The sequence below is a fragment of the Agromyces sp. G08B096 genome (assembly GCF_040267705.1).
GTDB lineage: Bacteria > Actinomycetota > Actinomycetes > Actinomycetales > Microbacteriaceae > Agromyces.
In genome coordinates this window covers 440,946-459,016 of sequence record NZ_CP158374.1, presented here as the reverse complement: position 1 = coordinate 459,016, position 18,071 = coordinate 440,946, and the positions used below count along the sequence as shown (strand labels likewise).

The window sequence follows — 18,071 nt, the reverse complement described above, 5'->3', positions numbered from 1 at the left end:
TCATCGGCTCGTGCCGGAACCGAATCCCGCCCACCCGACGCCCGGGGCCCCCGACGCCCCGTCGATCGCGCTGCCGGCCGGCGCGGCCCTGCCGCCCGGTCTGGTGCTGCGCCGACCCACGCCCGACGACCACGGCCCCGTCACCGCCGTCATCGCCGACTGGTGGGGCCTGCCGCCGACCACCCATCTGCCGCTGCTGCTGCCGCGCCTGTTCTTCCAGCACTTCGCCGACACGTCGTTCCTCGGCGAGGACGACGCCGGCCTCGCCGCGTTCCTGATCGGATTCCACTCCAGCAGCCGGCCGGAGGTCGCGTACATCCACTTCGTGGGGGTCCGCCCCGACCTGCGCACCTCGGGCCTCGCCCGCACGCTGTACGGCGCGTTCTTCGACGAGGCGCGCGCCGCCGGCTGCACGCGGGTGGAGGCGATCACCGGGCCGGGCAACCGCAGGTCGCAGGCGTTCCACCGGGCGATGGGCTTCGAGCTCACAGGAGACACGGAGATCGACGGGGTGCGTGCGTGGCGCGACTACGACGGGCCGGGCGAGCACCGGGTCGCGTTCACGCGGACGATCTGAACGGCGGCGCATGAGCGAGCACACCGACTCCCCGATCCGGATGACCCGCGACGACTGGCGCGTCATCCTCCGCCGCACGTGGCACGAGTTCCGCATCAACCAGTCGGCCGATATCGCGGCGGCCCTCACGTACTACGCCACGCTGGCCGTGTTCCCCGCGCTCCTTGCGGCGCTCGCGGTCATCGGCGCCGTCGGCTCCGCCGAGGCCGTGACGAAGGACGTGCTGCAGGTCGTGTCCGACCTCGGCGGCGACTCGATGGTCGCGGCGCTCGACGAGCCCATCGAGCAGCTGCTCGGCGCCTCGCACCACTGGTTCGCGATCCTCGTCGGCGTCGTCGGCACGCTGTGGTCGGCGTCGGGGTACCTCGGCGTCTTCGGGCGCGCGATGAACCGCATCCTGCACGTCGAGGAGGGCCGCCCGTTCTGGGCGTCGCGCCCCGCCATGCTGCTCGTCGCCGCCGTCGTCGTGGTGCTCGCCTCGTGCGTGGCGATCCTGCTCATCGGCACCGGCCCGGTCGCCGAGACCGTGGCTCGCGGCATCGGGCTCGACGAGGGCGTCGTCTTGTGGTGGGATCTCGCGAAACTGCCGGTCGCGGCCCTCCTCGTCGCGGCCGTCATCGCGCTGCTCTACTGGGCGACGCCGAACGTGAAGCGTCGCCACTTCCGCTGGTTCAGCGTGGGCGCCGCCGCCGCCCTCGTCACCTGGGTGGTGACGACGGCGATCTTCGGTCTCTACGTCGTGGGGTTCGGCACCTACGAGCGCAACTACGGGGTGCTCGGCGGCGCGGTGGCGTTCCTCCTGTGGGTGTGGCTGTCGAACCTCGCGGTCGTGTTCGGCGCCGTGCTCGACACGGAGGTCGAACGCGTCCGGCAGCTGCGCGCGGGCATCCCGGCGGAAGAGCACCTGCAGCTTCCGCTGCGGGAGGACCGGATGGTCCGGAAGAACCGGGAGCAGCGCAACGCCGACGTGCGCGCGTCGGCCGAGCTGCGACCGCCGTCGGGCGTCGACGGCGTCGGATGACCGGATGCCTCCGGCTCAGAGCTGCTCGCGATACCAGTCCATCTTGTGGTGCAGCTGTTCCTGCTGCCGGCGCAGGCGGTCGATCTGGGCCTGTACGGTGCGGTCGTGGGCCTCGAGCAGCTCGAGGCGTTCGGTGAGGGTGGACTCGTCCTGCGCGAGCCTGGCGTAGCGCTTCAGATCGGCGATCGGCATGCCGGTGTCACGCAGGCACTTGATGAGGTCGAGCCAGTCGACGTCGGCGCGGCGGTAGCGTCTCCGCCCGCCCGCGGTGCGTTCGACGGGCCGGATGAGCCCTTCCTTCTCGTAGTACCGCAGCGTGTCGAGGCTGAAGCCCGTCGCCTCGGCGACCTGGGCGGGCGTGAGGGCGTCCATGGCGCCATTCTGCCCCTCGAGGCTTGAGCTGGAGCGCACTCCAGCATGCAGGCTTGCGGCATGACCACGACCACGATTCCCCTGGCCCTCGGTGCGATGATGTTCGGCACGACGATCGACGAGCGCACCTCGTTCGCCCTGCTCGACCGGTTCGTCGAGGCGGGCGGCACCTGGATCGACACGGCCGACTGCTACAGCTTCTGGGCGAGCGACACCGGCTTCGGCGGGCAGAGCGAGGCGGTGCTCGGCCGGTGGCTGGCGGCGAACCCCGGCGTGCGCGAGCGCGTGCGCCTCTCCACGAAGGTCGGCGCCGAGCCCATCGGCGACGGCGAATGGCCCGCATCGCGGGAGGGCCTCTCGCGGCGGGCGATCCGCGAGGCGATCGCGGGCAGCCTCGAGCGCCTCGGCGTCGACCGGGTCGACCTGCTCTGGGCGCACATGGAAGACCGGACCACGCCGATCGAGGAGACCGCCGAGACCTTCTCCGAGCTCGTCGACGAGGGCGTCGCGGTGCAGCTCGGGGCATCCAATCACCCGGCCTGGCGGATGGAACGCGCCCGCGCCCACGCGGTGGCCATCGGCGGGACGCCGTTCAGCGCGCTGCAGCTGAGCCGCAGCCTCCTTGTGCCGCGTCCCGGAACCCGGCCCGCCGGGCAGAACCACCGGTTCGGTCTGATGAGCGACGAGCAAGTCGACTTCGCGGTCGAGAACGGCATGGACCTGTGGGCGTACACGCCGCTGCTGAGCGGCGCCTACGACAACCCCGCGAAGACGATCGACCCCGTGTTCGACCACCCGGGCAGCACCGCGAGGCTCGGCGCGCTCGACGCCGTCGCCGCGGAGGTCGGTGCCACCCGCGGACAGGTCGTGCTCGCCTGGCTCACCGGTGGCACGACCCCCATCCTCCCGATCCTGGGCGGCAGCCGGCTCGAGCAGCTCGACGCGGCGCTGACGGGGGTGCAGCTCGAGCTCACCGACGACCAGCGGGCCCGGCTCGACGCTCCGGCCTGACGGGGGCGGACATGAAGCGGCGGCCCCGGGCGGGTAATCCCGGGGCCGCCTCGGGTCCGTCGTCATCGCACTCGTCGCCACGATGCGACGACGACGGAGTCAGTGGCCGTGCCCGCCTCCGTGCAGCTCGCCGTGGGGCACGGCGAGCTCACCGGCATCGGTCGCGGCGAGCGCGGGCGTGGCGAGTCCCGACACGAGCGCGGCCCCGAGCAGCAGGCCGACCACCGAGAGGCCGCCGCCGCCGGCAGAGCCGTCGCGGCCGACGCGGCCGGCGGAGCCGTCGCGGTCATCGAGCTCGTCGCGGCCATCCCGAGCGGAACGGCGGCGTCCGTCGTCTCGTGCGGGCCGGCGCCCGGCCCGGAACTCGGCCGCCGCGGCCACCGCGACGACGAGCAGGAAGACGTCGGCGACGGCGAGCGGGAGCACCGCGATGCCGAGGCTCGGCGCGGCGCCCGAGGCGACGAGCGCCCCGGACGCCGCAAGCGCACCCGCCGACGCGACGAGCGTCGCGCGGGGCGCCGGCACCTCGCCGGCCCGCAGCGCGAGCACCCCCCAGCCGAGGGCGGCGGCGCCGCACCCGGTGAGGACGATCGACGCCGCGATCCCCCAGGCCGAGGCGCCCCCGGCACCCGCCGCCACCGCGATGAGCACCAGTCCGGCGCCCACGGCGGCGAGCATCGGCCAGCTCCGCATGAGGCCTCCAAGTGCCGACACGGCCGGCCCCTACGCCGTCGCCGTGTGTGCGGTGCGCGAGGTGCGCTCGGCGCCGAGCCCGACGCCCAGCAGCACGAGCGCGCTCGCCAGGTGCAGGAAGTGGTCGGGCGTGTTCAGCGCGAGGATGTTCGCCGCGGTGCCCGCGAGGAAGAACCCGACGATGCCGAGCAGCAGGTACGCCGCGCCGATGACCGTGTTGGTGGTCTTCGCCGCCGCGACGTTCGCGAGTCCGGCGATGAGCAGCGCAGCGCCGATCAGCAGGTGGGCGACGTTGTGCAGCGGGTTGACCTCGAAGACGCCGAGGAGCAGCCCGCCCTCGGTGGCGATGAAGCCGACGCCGCCGGTCACCGCGAAGCCGAGCAGGCCGACGAGCAGGTAGACCGCGCCGAACACCGTCGCGACGATGCGGTTCGGGGAGTTGCGCATGATTCCCTCCTTGGGATGAGCGGCGGATGCCGCGGGTGGTGATGGATCCGTGGCCGGCGGGCCGACGCCTCGGCGCGGCCCGCCGTCACGGCCGTTACATCGCGGGCAGGAGCACCGAGTCGACGAGGTAGACCGTCGCGTTCGCCGTGTGCACGCCACCGCAGATGACGTTCGCGCCGTTCACCGTGAGTTCGTCTCCCGAGCCGGTGACCTCGACGGTGCCGCCCTGCACGGTGGTCTGCGTGCCGACGACCTCGTCGGGCGAGAGCTGCCCGGGGACGACGTGGTACGTGAGGATCGACCTCAGCGTCGGGGCATCCGTCTTCAGCGACTCGATGGTGGCGGGGTCGATCTTCGCGAACGCGTCGTCGACGGGTGCGAAGACCGTGAACTCGTCGCCGTTCAGGGTGTCGACGAGGTCGACCTCCGGGTTGAGCTGCCCCGACACCGCGGCCACGAGCGTGGTGAGCAGCGGATTGTTCGAGGCGGCCACGGCGACGGGGTCCTGCGACATCCCGACGACGGATCCGGGACCGTCGGGGACCTGCTCGGCGTAGGCGGCGCATCCGGGACCGACGAGGTCGGCGGCCGGGTCCATCTCCATCGCCTCTTCGCTCGGCGTCGCCTCCTCCGACATGGCGGGTTCATCCGACTCGGTGGCGCTGGTGTCGCCCATGGTGCAGCCGGCGAGGCCGAGGGCGGCGACGGCCGTGATCGAGAACACGGCCAGGGCGGTGCGGGTGCTGCGGAACGATCGCATGGATCTCCTCCTTCGACGTGGCGACCCCGAGCGGGCCGTCATGAGGGATTCGGAGGCGGGCGCCGAACGGATTGGAGGACATTCCGAGCGGGTTCGACGCCCGTCGTCCAATCGGATCGGGCCGCCGCTCCGAATCACCGATGACCCCCGCGAAACGAGGTATCCCGTGCTTGCTCTCGCCCTCATCGGCCTGGCCGGCGGCTTGATCACCGGCATCTCGCCGTGCATCCTGCCGGTGCTGCCCGTGATCCTGCTCTCAGGCGGCGCGCAGAGCGCGCGCGGCGACGCGGACGGGCGCTCGCGGCCGAGCCGGTGGCGGCCGTACCTCGTCATCGCGGGCCTGGTCGTCAGCTTCAGCCTCGTGACGCTGGTCGGTTCACTGCTCCTCGGCCTCCTCGGCCTCCCGCAGGACGTCCTCCGCTGGGCGGGCCTCGTGGTGCTCGCCCTCATCGGCATCGGCCTGATCGTGCCGCGCTTCGAGGAGCTGCTCGAGAAGCCGTTCTCGTGGATCCCCCGGAGAGCCGTCGGCACCGATCGCGGCGGCTTCGGCCTCGGCCTCGCGCTCGGCGCCGTGTACGTGCCGTGCGCCGGGCCGGTGCTCGCGGCGATCACGGTGGCCGGGTCGACGGGCCGCATCGGTGTCGAGACGGTCGTGCTCACGTTGTCGTTCGCGGTCGGCGCGGCCGCGCCGCTGCTGTTCTTCGCCCTCGCCGGGCGCGGCATGGCCGAACGGCTCGATACCTTCCGACGGCATCAGCGGGGCATCCGCATCACCGGCGGGGTCGTGATGATCGCGCTCGCCGCCGGGCTCGCCTTCAACCTGCCGCAGGCGCTGCAGCGTCTGGTGCCCGATTACACGGCCGACCTGCAGCGTCAGCTCGCGGCGTCCGACGAGGTGACCGAGGCGCTGGACCTGGGCGGTCTCGTCACCGACGAGAACCGCGAGCTGTCGAACTGCACGAACGGCTCGGCCGAGCTCGAGTCGTGCGGCAAGGCACCGTCGATCCGAGGCATCCAACAGTGGTTCAACACCGCAGGCGGCGCCGCCGTCGACCTCGAGGAGCTCCGCGGGCGCGTCGTCCTGATCGACTTCTGGGCGTATTCCTGCATCAACTGCCAGCGCTCGATCCCGCACGTCACCGCCTGGGACGAGACGTACCGCGATGCGGGCCTCACCGTCGTCGGCATCCACTCGCCCGAGTACGCGTTCGAGAAGGAGCCGAGGAATGTGCAGGCGGGCATCGAGTCGTTCGGCATCGACTACCCCGTGGGGCTCGACAACACCCTCTCGACGTGGACGACGTACCGCAACCGCTACTGGCCGGCCCACTACCTCATCGACGCGGAGGGCACGGTGCGCCACGTCGCCTTCGGCGAGGGGCACTACGACCGCACCGAGCGCCTGATCCGCGAGCTCCTCCAGGCGGCGGACCCGGATGCCACGCTCCCCGCGCCGACCGGGGTCGACGACGCCACGCCGACCGCGGGCTCGACGACGCCCGAGACCTACCTCGGCACGACGAAGCAGGTGAACTTCGCGGGCACCGAACCGTACCGGCGCTCGACCACCGCGTTCGCCCTGCCCGACGAGCAGCCGGACGACTCGTTCGCGCTCGACGGCGCCTGGTCGCTCGGCACGCAGTCCATCACCCCGCGCGACGGCACGGCGGCGATCCGGCTCGCCTACGAGGCGCGCGAGGTGCGCATGGTGCTCGCCGGCGACGGCACGGTTATGCTCCGCGACGGCGACCGCGAGCGCCGCATCGAGGTCTCGGGCGTGCCGCGATCCTACGAACTGCGGGCGACGGATGCCTCCGCCACGGGCCTGCTCACCGTCGAGGTGCCGGCCGGCGTCGAGGCCTACTCGTTCACGTTCGGATGACGACGGCGATCGCACCCATGACGACGCTGACGCTCTGCACGCCGCCGGTCGGGTTCCGCAACCCTCCGGCCGCGGGCCCGCGCTCTGACATGCTGGACCACATGGTCGACGGCGGAGGACAGCGCGAGCCGCTCGTCCGCACCCTCGAGGAGCTCCTCGTGGCGACGGCGGGCGGCGATCGCGATGCCTTCAGCCGGTTGTACGACGAGACGGCCCCGCGGGTCTTCGGCCTCGTGCGCCGCCTCCTCGTCGACGCGGCGCAGGCGGAGGAGGTCACGCAGGACGTGTTCCTCGAAGCCTGGCAGTCGGCGGCACGGTTCGACCCGGCCCGCGGTGCGGCCGTGACATGGCTGCTGACGCTCGCCCACCGGCGCGCGGTCGACCGGGTCCGCTCCGCGCAGGCCGCACGCGACCGCGACCTGCGGGTCGGCGCGCGCGACCTCGACGTGCCGGTCGACGGGGTCGCCGAGGAGGCCGAGATCGCCGTCGAACACGAACGCGTCGCCGGCGCGCTCGCCGGGCTCAGCGCCGCGCAACGGGAGTGCCTGTCGCTGGCGTACTACGACGGGTGCAGCCAGTCCGAGATCGCGGCGAGACTGGGAGTACCGCTCGGCACCGTGAAGACCCGGTTGCGCGACGGCATGATCCGATTGAGAGACCTGCTGGGGGTGACGACATGAACCGTACGGATGACCCGGACCAGGCGCCCGGCGACGACCTGCGCGAGCTCGCGCCGCTGTACGCGCTCGGCGCGCTCGACGGCGACGACCTCGCCCGCTTCGAGCGCGCGCTCGCGACCTCGCCCGACCTCCGCGCTGACGTGGAGTCGTTCCGGGCCGCCGCGGCCGGCCTCGGCGAGGCGCTGCCGCCTGCCGCACCGCCCGCCGGGGTGAAGGCGAGCGTGTTCGCCCGGCTCGACCAGCTCGAGCAGGAACCAGCCGCCCCGCGCCCGACCGCGGCACCGCGCGACCTGCGCGAGGACCCCGCCCCGCCCACGCTCGCCGTGCTCGCCGAGGAGCCCGTGGACGAGCTCGCGATCCGCCGCAACCGGCGCCGGCTCGCCGTCGTGCTCTCGTCGGCCGCGGCCGCCGCGGTGCTCGTCGCGGGCACGATCGTCGGGGTGAACTGGTCGGGCCCGAACGGCTGGGGCGCGCAGCGCGAGATGACGGCGCTCGCCGAGGCATCCGATGCGCAGCAGACGACGGCCGAGGTGCCCGGCGGCGGCGAGGTGACCCTCGTGTGGTCGGCCGAGCAGGGGCGCAGCGCGGTCGTCGCCGAGGGCCTCGACGACCTCGGCCGCGAGCAGACCTACGAGCTCTGGTACATCGACGACGCCGGCGCCGTCTCGGCGGGCACGTTCGACATGCGGGGCGACGAGGCGTGGCGGCTGCTCGAGGGCGAGTTCGCTCCGGGCGTCGCGGTCGGCATCACGGTCGAGCCCGCCGGCGGGTCGGAGCAGCCGACGAGCGACCCGGTCGTGGTCATCCCGACCTCGGCCTGAGCTGCGTCGCGGCCGGACCGGCCTTCTACCAGGGCAGCGGGCGCTCGGGTCCGCGCTCGGAGTCGTCGGGCAGGTGCGGCAGCTCCGCGCCGCCGGCGCGGATGCAGAGCCAGCGGAGCTGCCCCTCGCTGTCGGGGCGGCAACGCCACGTGCGCCACACGCCCTGGCCCACCCGCACGACGGTGCCGGCGCCCACCTCGACGATGTCGTCGTCGAGCGCCAACTCGCCGCGGCCCTCGAGGAAGACATAGAGCTCCTCGATGCGGGCGTGCCGGTGCCAGTACCCGGCCTGCTCTCCCGGCTCGAGCGCGTTCGCGGTCATGCCGATGTACTGCATCTGGATCTCGTGGTCGACGACGCGCCGGCCGTCGCGGGAGCTGTCGGGGCGGAACCCGCCGTAGTGGTCGCGCCACTCGTCGAGCCGGCCGATCTGCAGCACCTGGTAGTCGCTCACGGCGCGAGCCTAGCCGGGCCGCCGACCCGGTTCGGCAGGCGACCTCGCCCGCCCGCGCGCACCCCGGTTACCGCCCCGAAACACGCACCGCCTACACTCGAACCCCGGACGCGCCCGCGACACCCGCCGGCCCTCGTCCCGCTCACCCGTTCGGCGGACAGAATCCGCGACCTCGAGAGAGCCCTCCTCCCATGACGACCAGCCAGCCCATCACCGTGTCCATCCGGCGCGAGGTCGACCCCTCGCGAATCTCCGAGGCGACCGTCTGGGTGCAGACCGGCGTGAACCTCGCGAACAAGTACCCGGGCTTCCTCGGCTCGGGCTGGGTGCGCGCCGGAGAGGACTCGACCGTCTGGCACATGCTCTACCGCTTCGCCGACGAGCAGACGCTCGACGCCTGGGAGCGCTCGAGCGAACGCGCCTGGTGGCTCTCGATGGGCGAGGGGTTCGTGCGCTCGGAGCGCAGCCGCCGGCGCACCGGCATCGAGGGCTGGTTCGACGAGCCGCCGACCGGCTCGGTCGCCGTCGCGGATGCCTCGTCGCCGGAGGCGGAGGCATCCGTCACCGCTGCCCCGCCGCGCTGGAAGCAGGCGGTCACCATCTGGCTCGGCTTCTTCCCGGTGAACCTGGTGTTCACGTATCTGATGACACCCGTGCCGGGCTGGGGCGAGCTGCCGCTCTGGCTCCGGGTGCTGGTGACGACGCTGGTGCTGACCCCGGTGATGACGTACTGGGTGCTGCCGTTCGTGACGAGGGCGCTCCGCGGCTGGCTCGCACGCTCGCGCTGAGCGGCCGCACAGCCCCCGTCGCTACACTCTGGCTCCCGTGGGGATCGATGCGGCGACGGCGGGGGCGGATGACGTGGAGCGGCTGGCGCTGACCTGGACCATCCCCGACGCCTTCGGCGGCATGACGGCGGCTCTGCTGCACCGATCGCGGACACTCGCCGCGGCGACCGGCCGGCCGGTCCAGGTGCTCACCTTCGACCCCGTGCTCGACCTCGCGGAGGCCGAGGCGCGGGTCGCCGAGCGCGGCGGACTCGCCGGCGTCCTGCTGCGCAATCCGTTCGCCGAGGCCCGCGGCGCGGGCGGGCGGGTGCGGAAGGCCCGCGCGGCGGGCGTCGCGGTGGTCGAGCACCTGCGGGCGGATGGTTCGGTCGCCCTCCGTGACGAGCGCATCGGCGAGCCTGGGGCGGCTCGGCGGCGGCTCGTCCGCGTCGATGCCGACGGCCACACCACCGGCTCGTGGGACGGCGCGTGGGCCTTCTACCGCGACTGGATCGCCGAGCTGGTGGGCGACCGACCGGCCGTCGCGGTCGTCGACAGCAAGACCATGGCGCCGTTCGCCGCGCGGCTCGACCTCGCGAGCCTCGCGACGGTGCACGTCGTGCACGCCTCGCACCTCTCGGGGTCGGCGAGGCCGATCGCGCCGCTCCGCCGGTCGCGCTGGACCGCCCTGTCGAAGCCGGAGCGCTTCGACGCGGTCGTCTTCCTCACGGAACGCCAGCGGACCGATGCGGAGCAGCTGCTGACGGATGCCGGCGCACTGCGCGTGATTCCGAACGGGCGCCCTCTGCCGCCTGAGCCGCCGCGCGACCGCGACCGCCTCGCGGGGCTCGTGGTGGCCGGGCTCACACCCCGGAAGCGGGTCGAGGACGCCATCGCGGCGGTCGGCCTCGCGACGAAGCAGGGCGTCGCCGCGCACCTCACGGTGATCGGCGACGGCCCCGAACGGGCACGGCTCGAGCGACTCGCGGCAGACGGCGAGGGGGAGGTGACCTTCACAGGTCACCTCGGCGACGCGGCATCCCGGTTCGCCGACGCGTCGTGGATGCTGCTCACCAGCCGAAGCGAGGGCGCGCCGCTCGTGCTCGTCGAGGCCATGGCTCGTGGATGCCTGCCCATCGCGTACGACGTGCCGTACGGCCCCGCCGACCTCATCGAGCACGGCGTGAACGGGTTCCTCGTCGGCGCCGGCGACCGCGGCGCCGCCGCGGCCGCGATCCGCGCCATCGCCACCATGCCGGACGAGCAGCTCGCGGCCATGCGGTCGGCGGCTCGCGCGACGGCGGAGGCGTTCGACGACGAGGCCGTGACCCGGCGCTGGCTCCAGCTGGAACGCGAGGTGCTCGCCGAGCACACGGCCCGTTCGCAGGTCGCCGACGGCGGACGCGCCGCCGCAGCGGCTCGTGACACGGTGGCCGTGACGCGCCCGCGGCTGCGCCTCCGGCACGGCCGGCTCCGGTTCACCTGCCGCCTCGAGGGATCCGCCGGGGAGCCGGTGGTCATCTCGTTCCGGCCGCGCGGCACGACGCGGGTGCTGCGCCGCACCGCGGAACCGGCCGACGGCGGGCGGATCCGCGTCACGCTCGACCCGGAGGCCACGTCGTTCCTCGCGCGAGGACGGCGCATCGAGGTCCGCCTGCAGTGGGGCCGGGGTGCCGCGATGATCGATCTGCGAGCCTGCCTGCAGCACCCCGACACCCGCTCGGTGCCGCGCCGCCTCGCAGACCGGCTGCGGAGCGTCCTCAGTCCTCGGCGGCCGCGCTCCGGCGGACCTGCAGATGCTCCCGGATCCGCCTGACGACGAGCACGACGAGCGCCGCGGCGAGCGCGGTGTAGACGACCCAGTCGAGGTACTGCAGCACGCCCTCGAGCTGTGCGTGCTGCGTCCCGAGCGCAGCGCCGAGCCCGATCAGCAACGTGTTCCACGCGCCCGACCCGATCGCGGTGAACACCGCGAACGTCACGAGCGGCATGCGGTCGGCTCCCGCGGGCAGCGAGATGAGGCTCCGGATGCCGGGGATCATCCGCCCGACCAGCACCGACCACCGTCCGAAGCGGTGGAACCAGGCGGCGCCCCGCTCGAGGTCGGTGCGGCTCACGAGCCGGGTCCACGCGATCCATCGGATGGCGCGTTCCAGGCCGATCAAGGCGCCGAGCGCGTAGAGCAGCAGGGCGCCCGCGACCGAGGCGACGGTCGACCACAGGATGAGGAGGCCGAGGTGCAGGTCGCCCGCCTGCGTGAGGTAGCCCGCGAACGGCAGGATCACCTCGCTCGGGATCGGCGGGATGAGCACCTCGAGGAAGACGAGCACCCCGACGCCGAGGTCGCCGAGCGCGGTCAGCACATCGGCGGCGAAGCCGGTCAGTCCGGTGAATCCGTGGTCGGCGGCGGTCGTCAGCATGGTCTCGGCTGCTCTCGTGGTCGGCGGTCGATGATCGGTGCTCGGCGGCGCGCGCCACGCTACCCGGGCAGGTTGAGCGGAGTCTGGGTGCGCGGCTCAGCGAGGCAGGGCTCAGCGGAGGGTGCCGTGCGTGCTCAGCGGTGCGCGCCGATGCGACGCGAGAGCGCCGCGGCCGCCTCCCGCACCATGGGCACCAGGTCGCCGGCGGATGCCTCGGACGTGGCATCCGGGTAGGTGACGGCGATCGCGGCGGCCGGCCACCCGACGTGGTCGAGCACGACCGCGCCGACCGACGCGAGGCCGGGTGTCACCTCGCCGTCCTCGGCGGCCCACCCGTCGGCGCGGACCCGCTGGAGGACGCGCTTCAGCCGGCCGTACGTCCACTCGGATGCCTCGGCGGCCCCGGCCCGGTCGGCGAACGCCGCCGCATCGGGGTAGAGCGCGCGCAGCTGGGCGGCGGGCAGCGCCGCGAGCATGGCGCGCCCGGTCGCCGTGAGGTGGGCGGGCAGCCGCACACCGACGTCGGTGACGAGCGATGGACGCCGCGGCGCCCGCTCCTCGACGAGGTAGAGCACGTCGCGGCCGTGCAGGACGGCGAGGTGACCGCTCTGGCCGACCCGGTCGACGAGCGAGGCGACGAGGGGGCGGCCGAGCCGGGCGAGCGGCTGCTGGCGGCTGAACCCGCTCGACAGCTCGAAGGCGGCGATGCCGAGCCCGTACCGCCGCTCCTCGGGCAGGTGCACGACGAAGCCGCGTTCCTGCATCACCTGGAGCAGGTGGTACACGGTCGACCGCGGCAGGCCGAGGGCTGCCGCGATGGTGGCGGCCGGCACCGGGCCGCGTTGCGCGGCGAGGTGGGCGAGGATGGCGAGCGTCTGGTCCGCGGCGGGCACCTTCGACCGCGCGGTCGCGCCGCCTGATCCGCCCATCGTCCACCTCCGCGTGTCCGGAATCCCGGACGCCAGCGTACCCGCCCGCGTTCCCGCGGCGTCGCGACCGCGGTGGAATCGGAGGATGGGCACCACGCAGATCACCGACCGCGCCGCCGGACCCGACACCACCGTGGTCGTCGGCACCGGCCCCCTCCGCATCGACGACGTCGTCGCCGTCGCCAGGCACGGGGCATCCGTCGTGCTGGAACCGGGTGCGCTCGAGCAGGTCGCCGCGAGCCGCACCGTCATCGAGGCGCTCGCGAACGACCCCGAACCGCACTACGGCATCTCGACCGGGTTCGGCGCGCTCGCCACGACGTTCATCGCGGAAGACCGCCGGGCGCAGCTGCAGGCCAGCCTCATCCGCTCGCACGCCGCCGGCTCGGGCGCCGAGGTCGAGCGGGAGGTCGTGCGTGCGCTCATGCTGCTGCGCCTGTCGACGCTCATGACGGGACGCACCGGCGTGCGCCGCGAGACCGTGGAGACGTACGCCGCAATCCTGAACGCGGGCATCACCCCGGTCGTCCGCGAGTACGGCTCGCTCGGCTGCTCCGGCGATCTCGCGCCGCTCGCCCACTGCGCGCTCGTCGCCATGGGCGAGGGCGAGGTCCGCGTGCACTCGACGGGCGAGCCAGCGGAGCCGGCCGAGGGCCGGTTGATGGATGCCTCGTCCGCCCTGGCCGCGGCCGGCATCGCCCCGCTCCGCCTCGGTGAGAAGGAGGGCCTCGCCCTCATCAACGGCACCGACGGCATGCTCGGCATGCTCGCCCTCGCGGTCCACGACCTCCGCGCGCTGCTCGCCACGGCCGACGTCGCCGCGGCCATGAGCGTCGAGGGCCTCATGGGCACCGACGCGGTCTTCGCCGCCGACCTGCACCGGCTCCGGCCGCAGCGGGGTCAGGCGGACTCCGCCGCGAACCTCCGCGCCCTGCTCGCCGGCTCGCCGATCGTGGCGAGCCACAAGGGTCCGGAGTGCACGCGCGTGCAGGACGCGTACTCGCTGCGCTGCGCTCCCCAGGTGCACGGCGCCGCGCGCGACACGCTCGCCCACGCGGCGAACGTCGCCGACGCTGAGCTCGCGAGCGCCATCGACAACCCTGTGCTGACGGTCGACGGCCGCGTCGAGTCGAACGGCAACTTCCACGGCGCGCCGGTGGCGTATGTGCTCGACTTCCTCGCGATCGCCGTCGCGGATGTCGCGTCGATGAGCGAGCGACGCACCGACCGCTTCCTCGACCCGGCGCGCAACCAGGGCCTGCCGCCCTTCCTCGCCCACGAGGTCGGCGTCGACTCGGGGCTGATGATCGCCCAGTACACGGCCGCGGGCATCGTGAGCGAGCTGAAGCGCCTCGCCGTGCCGGCCTCGGTCGATTCGATCCCCTCGTCGGCGATGCAGGAGGATCACGTGTCGATGGGCTGGGCCGCGGCGCGAAAGCTGCGACGAGCCGTCGACGGCCTCGCCCGGGTGCTCGCCATCGAGACGATGACCGCGGCGAGAGGGCTCTCGCTTCGAGCGCCGCTCGAGCCGGGTGCCGCAACCGGGAGCGTGGTGCGGCTCGTGACGGAGGCGCCCGGCGGTCCCGGACCCGACCGCTTCCTCTCGCCCGAGATCGAGACGGTGGTCGAGCTCGTCCGCTCCGGCCGGGTGCGCGCGGCAGCCGAGGAGGGCGCCGGGCCGCTCGTCTGAGGCGGCCGGCCGCCGGTCCCGGGAACGTGCGGCCGCTCGGATCGCGACGCGGCGGCCGCTCCGGTCGACCCGGATGACGTCCGCCGGGCCGACCACCCGAACGGGGGGTGAACTCGCCGGATCAGGTGTTGTGCCCCTCTGGACCCGGTGCCAGACTGGGGGACGTCGGCACCCGAAGCCGACGACTGGAACCGCTGATGACGTCGAGCCGTGAACTTCCCGAGCGTGTCGAGCTCGGACGATTCGACCCGCTCCGGGCAGGGAATGCTCGGCGGGCCGTCACGGCAGCCGTCGCGGGTCTCGCCTCCGCCGCCCTCGCGTTCGGCGGGGTCTCGCCGGTGCACGCGGAAGAGGCTCCCGCCCCCGAGGTCGTGACGACCGAGGCGCCGGTCGCGGACGACACGACTCAGGAGTCCGAGCCGCCGGCTGACGATGGCACGGGCGGCACGCAGGCCCCCACGGAGACGCCGGAGCCGACGACGGAACCGACGCCCACACCGGAACCCACGCCGACGCCCGAGCCGACGCCCACTCCGACACCCACTCCGACGCCCACGCCCGGGCCCACGGCACCGCCGACGTCGGCACCGCCCGCCCCGCCGGCGCCCGCGCCGCGTGCTCCGCTGCTCATCGGCGACGGCCCCGTGCTGCGCATCGCGAATGGGCCCGACCCCCAGCTCGCCGGGCTCCTCAGCCTCCGCACCGCCGTCGACCGTGCGACGCAGCAGCTGCGCGCCGCTGAGGCCGACCTCGCCTCGGCGAAGGCCGAGCAGGAGGTGGCCCGCACCGTCGCCGAGCAGCTCGACGAGGCGGCCGAGGTCGCCCGCGAGAAGGCCGACCGCGCCGCCAAGGTCTCCCTCGGCGCCGGGCGCGGCGCCGAGGCCGCGAACGCGTCGGCCGCCGCCGCGCTGGGATCGGGCCGCGACCTGCTCGCCGGCCTCAGCGGGATGGCGCGCATGACGGAGCTGGGCGGCGACGCCGACGAGCTGCTGGCCCTCGCGAAGCGGCTCGATGCCAAGGCCGACGCCGCCGAGGAGCGCGCGAACGAGGCGTGGGCCGAGGTCGACGCCGTCCCGGTCGCCGAGCGCCAGCAGGCGGTCCGCGACGCGGAGGCCGCCGTCGCGGCGGCGCGTGCCGAACTCCAGGGTCTGCAGACCAAGGTCGCGGCAACGAGCGTCGCCCTCGTCGACTCGCTGCCCGCCGACTCGGGCCAGCTGAGCGAGCAGGGCTGGTCGTCCCCCGTGAGCGGCCGGCTGAGCGACGGGTTCGGTCCTCGTCCCGACAAGCCCCTTCCCGGCGTGAACGAGTTCCACCGTGGCACCGATGTCGCGGCCCAGTGCGGCAGCCCGGTGTTCGCGGCCACCGGCGGACTCGTCGTCGAGGCGCGTCCGAGCGGCGGCTACGGCAACTGGATCCTCATCGATCACGGCGCCGGGGTCTCCACGGGGTACGCGCACCTCTCAGACGGCGGCATCCTCGTGTCCCCCGGCCAGTCGGTCACCGCCGGCCAGCTCATCGGCACCGTCGGATCCACGGGCGCCTCGACCGGCTGCCACCTCCACTTCGAGGTGCGCCTCGGCGGCGTGGCCGTCGACGCCCGGCCGTTCCTCGCGGCCCGCGGCATCGCGCTCGGCTGAGGTCGCGCTTCGTCGCGCTCGGCTGAGACCGGGCAGCATCCCGCCGAGCCCGGCCGCTCAGGCAGCCGCGAGCGCGTCGGTCGGCGACAGCCGCGCGGCCCGCGCGGCCGGGTACAGGCCCGCCGCCGCGCCCACCAGCGCCGTGGCGACGAGCCCCCCGAGGGAGGCCCACACGGGGACGAACACCGGCCAGCCGCGAGCCGCGGCCGCGAGCGCCGTCGCCGCGACCCCGAGCAGCACCCCGCCGGCACCGCCCGCGACCGAGAGCAGCGTGCTCTCCACGAGGAACTGCGCCAGGATGTGCCCGCGCGTCGCCCCGAGCGCCCGGCGCAGGCCGATCTCGCCGCGGCGTTCCAGCACCGAGATCACCATGGTGTTCGCGACACCCACGCCCCCGACGAGCAGCGCGATCGCACTGAGCCCGACGAGGAGGCCGGTGAACGCCTGATCGACCGCGCCCTTCGCCGCCAGCGCGTCGGACGGCCTCGAGACGGCCACCTCGTTCGGTGCCGCCGGGTTCGCCGTCACGGCGAGCACCGCCCGCACGGACTCCACCGCCGCGTCGTCCGAGCGGGTGTACACGGTCGTCGGATGCCCGTCGAACCCGAGCAGCCGCGCCGCGACCGGGGCGCCGACGAGCGCGGCGAGATCGAGCTCCTCGGCGAGCGGCACGGGCGAGAGCAGGCCCGTCACGGTGAACCACTCGTCGCCGACGAGCACCTGCACGCCCACGCGGTGGACCCCGAGCTGTCGCGCCGCCGTCGCCCCGAGCACGACCGCGGGCAGCTGCGCCGTCGCGTCGTTCAGCCAGGCTCCCGCCGCGAGCTCGGCGCCGACGGTCGGGAGCAACTCGGGTCCGGCGGTCAGCACCGCGATGCCGCCGGATGCCTCGGGAGCGATGAGGTCGCTGCGGTACACCTTCGCCTCCACGGACCCGGTCGCGGCCACGTCGGTGACGGGCCCGATGCGGGCGATCATCGCCGGCGCGGCGGCGGGAAGCGCGGTCGCCTCGCCGAAGAGGTCGGCACCGGGCGCGACGCGCAGGAGGTCGGTGCCGAGGCGGTCGAGCTCCCGGTCGAGCTGCACGCGGCCCGAGCTCGCGATGCCGACGACCGCCACCATGGCGGCGATCCCGATCGCGATGCCGAGCGCCGACAGCGCCGTCCGCAGCGGGCGCCCGCCGAGCCCGGCGGCGCCCACGCGGAGGAGGTCCGCGATGCCGAGGCGCGAGGGTCCGGGAGCTCCGGTGTCGCGGCTCACGCCTGCACCTTGCCGTCGCGGAGCGCGATCCGCCGGGGCGCCCGTGCGGCGATCTCGGCGTCGTGGGTGATCATCACCACGGTCGTGCCGGATGCGTGCAGGCCCGCGAACAACGACAGCACGCCGGCGCCCGAGGCCGAGTCGAGATTGCCGGTGGGCTCGTCGGCGAGCAGGAGATCGGGCCGGCCGACGATGGCCCGCGCGACCGCGACGCGCTGCCGCTCGCCGCCGGAGAGCTGATGGGGCCGGTGCCCGAACCGGCGCCCGAGCCCGACGCGCTCGAGCGCCTCCGCGGCGCGCGCGCGACGCCTCGGGCGCGGGACGCCGGCGTAGAGCAGGCCGTCGGCGACGTTCTCGACCGCGGTCGCCGCGGGCGCGAGGTGGAACTGCTGGAAGACGAACCCGATGCGCTGGGCGCGAAGCGCCGCGAGCTGCCGGTCCCCGAGCCGCCCGACATCGTGGCCGCCGATCCGCACGGTGCCCCAGCTCGGCCGGTCGAGGGTGCCGATCAGCTGCAGCAGGGTGGACTTGCCCGACCCCGACGGGCCGACGATCGACACGAACTCGCCTTCGCCGATGACGAGCGACGCGTCCCTCAGCGCCGTGACCGAGCCGTGGCGCCGACCGACGCCCTCGAGTTCCACCATCGC

At 74.2% G+C, this 18,071-nt stretch carries 19 protein-coding genes; 10 read left to right on the top strand and 9 right to left on the bottom strand.

The window, feature by feature from the left end; translation table 11 throughout:
* Positions 1–10: 10 nt before the first annotated feature.
* Both ABIQ69_RS02270 and ABIQ69_RS02265 read left to right on the top strand, forming a co-directional pair.
* The gene (locus ABIQ69_RS02270) at positions 11–577 is read left to right on the top strand and encodes a GNAT family N-acetyltransferase (protein ID WP_350348780.1); all 567 of its coding nucleotides are present in this window, start codon (positions 11–13) and stop codon (positions 575–577) included.
* A gap of 10 nt (positions 578–587) precedes the next feature.
* Entirely contained in the window at positions 588–1,598 is a 1,011-nt protein-coding gene (locus ABIQ69_RS02265; RefSeq protein ID WP_350348779.1) for a YihY/virulence factor BrkB family protein, read from the top strand.
* A gap of 15 nt (positions 1,599–1,613) precedes the next feature.
* Here the strand turns inward: ABIQ69_RS02265 and ABIQ69_RS02260 are convergent, their stop codons facing one another.
* Positions 1,614–1,970 (bottom strand): MerR family transcriptional regulator, encoded by a 357-nt coding sequence (locus tag ABIQ69_RS02260; RefSeq protein ID WP_350348778.1) that lies wholly within the window; start codon positions 1,968–1,970, stop codon positions 1,614–1,616.
* Positions 1,971–2,030: 60 nt separating this feature from the next.
* Here ABIQ69_RS02260 and ABIQ69_RS02255 point away from each other — a divergent pair, with 60 nt between their 5' ends.
* Positions 2,031–2,981 (top strand): aldo/keto reductase, encoded by a 951-nt coding sequence (locus ABIQ69_RS02255; protein ID WP_350348777.1) that lies wholly within the window; start codon positions 2,031–2,033, stop codon positions 2,979–2,981.
* 99 nt (positions 2,982–3,080) lie between these two features.
* Here ABIQ69_RS02255 and ABIQ69_RS02250 read toward each other — a convergent pair whose 3' ends face one another.
* The 3 genes from ABIQ69_RS02250 to ABIQ69_RS02240 all read right to left on the bottom strand — a co-directional run bounded on the left by ABIQ69_RS02250 (position 3,081) and on the right by ABIQ69_RS02240 (position 4,881).
* Entirely contained in the window at positions 3,081–3,674 is a 594-nt protein-coding gene (locus ABIQ69_RS02250; protein WP_350348776.1) for a hypothetical protein, read from the bottom strand.
* Positions 3,675–3,704: 30 nt separating this feature from the next.
* On the bottom strand, positions 3,705–4,121 hold the full coding sequence (locus ABIQ69_RS02245; RefSeq protein WP_350348775.1) for a DUF4383 domain-containing protein: 417 nt from the start codon (positions 4,119–4,121) through the stop codon (positions 3,705–3,707).
* A gap of 94 nt (positions 4,122–4,215) precedes the next feature.
* Positions 4,216–4,881 carry a fasciclin domain-containing protein gene (locus ABIQ69_RS02240; protein WP_350348774.1) on the bottom strand — a complete coding sequence of 222 codons (666 nt, stop codon included), beginning with the start codon at positions 4,879–4,881 and terminating at the stop codon, positions 4,216–4,218.
* Positions 4,882–5,047: 166 nt separating this feature from the next.
* On the opposite strand from ABIQ69_RS02240, the gene ABIQ69_RS02235 reads away from it, so the two are divergent.
* From ABIQ69_RS02235 to ABIQ69_RS02225, 3 genes are all read left to right on the top strand, one after another.
* Positions 5,048–6,763 (top strand): cytochrome c biogenesis protein CcdA, encoded by a 1,716-nt coding sequence (locus tag ABIQ69_RS02235; RefSeq protein ID WP_350348773.1) that lies wholly within the window; start codon positions 5,048–5,050, stop codon positions 6,761–6,763.
* A gap of 101 nt (positions 6,764–6,864) precedes the next feature.
* Positions 6,865–7,443 carry an ECF RNA polymerase sigma factor SigK gene (gene sigK / locus ABIQ69_RS02230; RefSeq protein ID WP_350348772.1) on the top strand — a complete coding sequence of 193 codons (579 nt, stop codon included), beginning with the start codon at positions 6,865–6,867 and terminating at the stop codon, positions 7,441–7,443.
* Positions 7,440–8,264 carry an anti-sigma factor gene (locus ABIQ69_RS02225; RefSeq protein WP_350348771.1) on the top strand — a complete coding sequence of 275 codons (825 nt, stop codon included), beginning with the start codon at positions 7,440–7,442 and terminating at the stop codon, positions 8,262–8,264. Before sigK ends, ABIQ69_RS02225 begins: the two co-directional genes overlap by 4 nt.
* A gap of 25 nt (positions 8,265–8,289) precedes the next feature.
* On the opposite strand, the gene ABIQ69_RS02220 is transcribed toward ABIQ69_RS02225, so the two are convergent.
* On the bottom strand, positions 8,290–8,718 hold the full coding sequence (locus ABIQ69_RS02220; RefSeq protein ID WP_350348770.1) for a cupin domain-containing protein: 429 nt from the start codon (positions 8,716–8,718) through the stop codon (positions 8,290–8,292).
* A 191-nt stretch (positions 8,719–8,909) separates the two neighbouring features.
* On the opposite strand from ABIQ69_RS02220, the gene ABIQ69_RS02215 reads away from it, so the two are divergent.
* Positions 8,910–9,506, top strand: coding sequence for an antibiotic biosynthesis monooxygenase (locus ABIQ69_RS02215; protein WP_350348769.1), 597 nt, complete (start codon positions 8,910–8,912; stop codon positions 9,504–9,506).
* 37 nt (positions 9,507–9,543) lie between these two features.
* Complete coding sequence (locus tag ABIQ69_RS02210; RefSeq protein ID WP_350348768.1) at positions 9,544–11,301, top strand: glycosyltransferase; 1,758 nt, start codon at positions 9,544–9,546, stop codon at positions 11,299–11,301.
* On the opposite strand, the gene ABIQ69_RS02205 is transcribed toward ABIQ69_RS02210, so the two are convergent.
* Positions 11,246–11,905, bottom strand: a complete 660-nt coding sequence (locus ABIQ69_RS02205; RefSeq protein WP_350348767.1) for a DedA family protein — start codon at positions 11,903–11,905, stop codon at positions 11,246–11,248. The genes ABIQ69_RS02210 and ABIQ69_RS02205 overlap by 56 nt on opposite strands.
* Before the next feature lie 134 nt (positions 11,906–12,039).
* Positions 12,040–12,834: an IclR family transcriptional regulator gene (locus tag ABIQ69_RS02200; RefSeq protein WP_350348766.1), complete on the bottom strand. Its 795-nt coding sequence runs from the start codon at positions 12,832–12,834 to the stop codon at positions 12,040–12,042.
* Positions 12,835–12,919: 85 nt separating this feature from the next.
* On the opposite strand from ABIQ69_RS02200, the gene hutH reads away from it, so the two are divergent.
* Complete coding sequence (gene hutH, locus ABIQ69_RS02195) at positions 12,920–14,524, top strand: histidine ammonia-lyase (protein ID WP_350348765.1); 1,605 nt, start codon at positions 12,920–12,922, stop codon at positions 14,522–14,524.
* A 197-nt stretch (positions 14,525–14,721) separates the two neighbouring features.
* Positions 14,722–16,161, top strand: a complete 1,440-nt coding sequence (locus ABIQ69_RS02190) for a peptidoglycan DD-metalloendopeptidase family protein (protein ID WP_350348764.1) — start codon at positions 14,722–14,724, stop codon at positions 16,159–16,161.
* A 57-nt stretch (positions 16,162–16,218) separates the two neighbouring features.
* On the opposite strand, the gene ABIQ69_RS02185 is transcribed toward ABIQ69_RS02190, so the two are convergent.
* A complete protein-coding gene (locus ABIQ69_RS02185) occupies positions 16,219–17,421 on the bottom strand; it encodes an ABC transporter permease (RefSeq protein WP_350348763.1) in 1,203 nt (400 codons plus the stop codon).
* Positions 17,418–18,068 (bottom strand): ABC transporter ATP-binding protein, encoded by a 651-nt coding sequence (locus tag ABIQ69_RS02180; protein WP_350348762.1) that lies wholly within the window; start codon positions 18,066–18,068, stop codon positions 17,418–17,420. The genes ABIQ69_RS02185 and ABIQ69_RS02180 overlap by 4 nt, the downstream gene beginning before the upstream one ends.
* Positions 18,069–18,071: the final 3 nt, after the last annotated feature.

What these genes read in the sequence shown, in the direction of transcription:
- ABIQ69_RS02265 (WP_350348779.1), top strand. Translation starts at nt 588, where the DNA reads ATGAGCGAGCACACCGACTCCCCGATCCGGATGACCCGCGACGACTGG.
- ABIQ69_RS02260 (WP_350348778.1), bottom strand. Translation starts at nt 1,970, where the DNA reads ATGGACGCCCTCACGCCCGCCCAGGTCGCCGAGGCGACGGGCTTCAGC.
- ABIQ69_RS02255 (WP_350348777.1), top strand. Translation starts at nt 2,031, where the DNA reads ATGACCACGACCACGATTCCCCTGGCCCTCGGTGCGATGATGTTCGGC.
- ABIQ69_RS02250 (WP_350348776.1), bottom strand. Translation starts at nt 3,674, where the DNA reads ATGCGGAGCTGGCCGATGCTCGCCGCCGTGGGCGCCGGACTGGTGCTC.
- ABIQ69_RS02245 (WP_350348775.1), bottom strand. Translation starts at nt 4,121, where the DNA reads ATGCGCAACTCCCCGAACCGCATCGTCGCGACGGTGTTCGGCGCGGTC.
- ABIQ69_RS02240 (WP_350348774.1), bottom strand. Translation starts at nt 4,881, where the DNA reads ATGCGATCGTTCCGCAGCACCCGCACCGCCCTGGCCGTGTTCTCGATC.
- sigK (WP_350348772.1), top strand. Translation starts at nt 6,865, where the DNA reads ATGGTCGACGGCGGAGGACAGCGCGAGCCGCTCGTCCGCACCCTCGAG.
- ABIQ69_RS02225 (WP_350348771.1), top strand. Translation starts at nt 7,440, where the DNA reads ATGAACCGTACGGATGACCCGGACCAGGCGCCCGGCGACGACCTGCGC.
- ABIQ69_RS02215 (WP_350348769.1), top strand. Translation starts at nt 8,910, where the DNA reads ATGACGACCAGCCAGCCCATCACCGTGTCCATCCGGCGCGAGGTCGAC.
- ABIQ69_RS02205 (WP_350348767.1), bottom strand. Translation starts at nt 11,905, where the DNA reads ATGCTGACGACCGCCGCCGACCACGGATTCACCGGACTGACCGGCTTC.
- ABIQ69_RS02200 (WP_350348766.1), bottom strand. Translation starts at nt 12,834, where the DNA reads ATGGGCGGATCAGGCGGCGCGACCGCGCGGTCGAAGGTGCCCGCCGCG.
- hutH (WP_350348765.1), top strand. Translation starts at nt 12,920, where the DNA reads ATGGGCACCACGCAGATCACCGACCGCGCCGCCGGACCCGACACCACC.
- ABIQ69_RS02190 (WP_350348764.1), top strand. Translation starts at nt 14,722, where the DNA reads ATGACGTCGAGCCGTGAACTTCCCGAGCGTGTCGAGCTCGGACGATTC.
- ABIQ69_RS02180 (WP_350348762.1), bottom strand. Translation starts at nt 18,068, where the DNA reads ATGGTGGAACTCGAGGGCGTCGGTCGGCGCCACGGCTCGGTCACGGCG.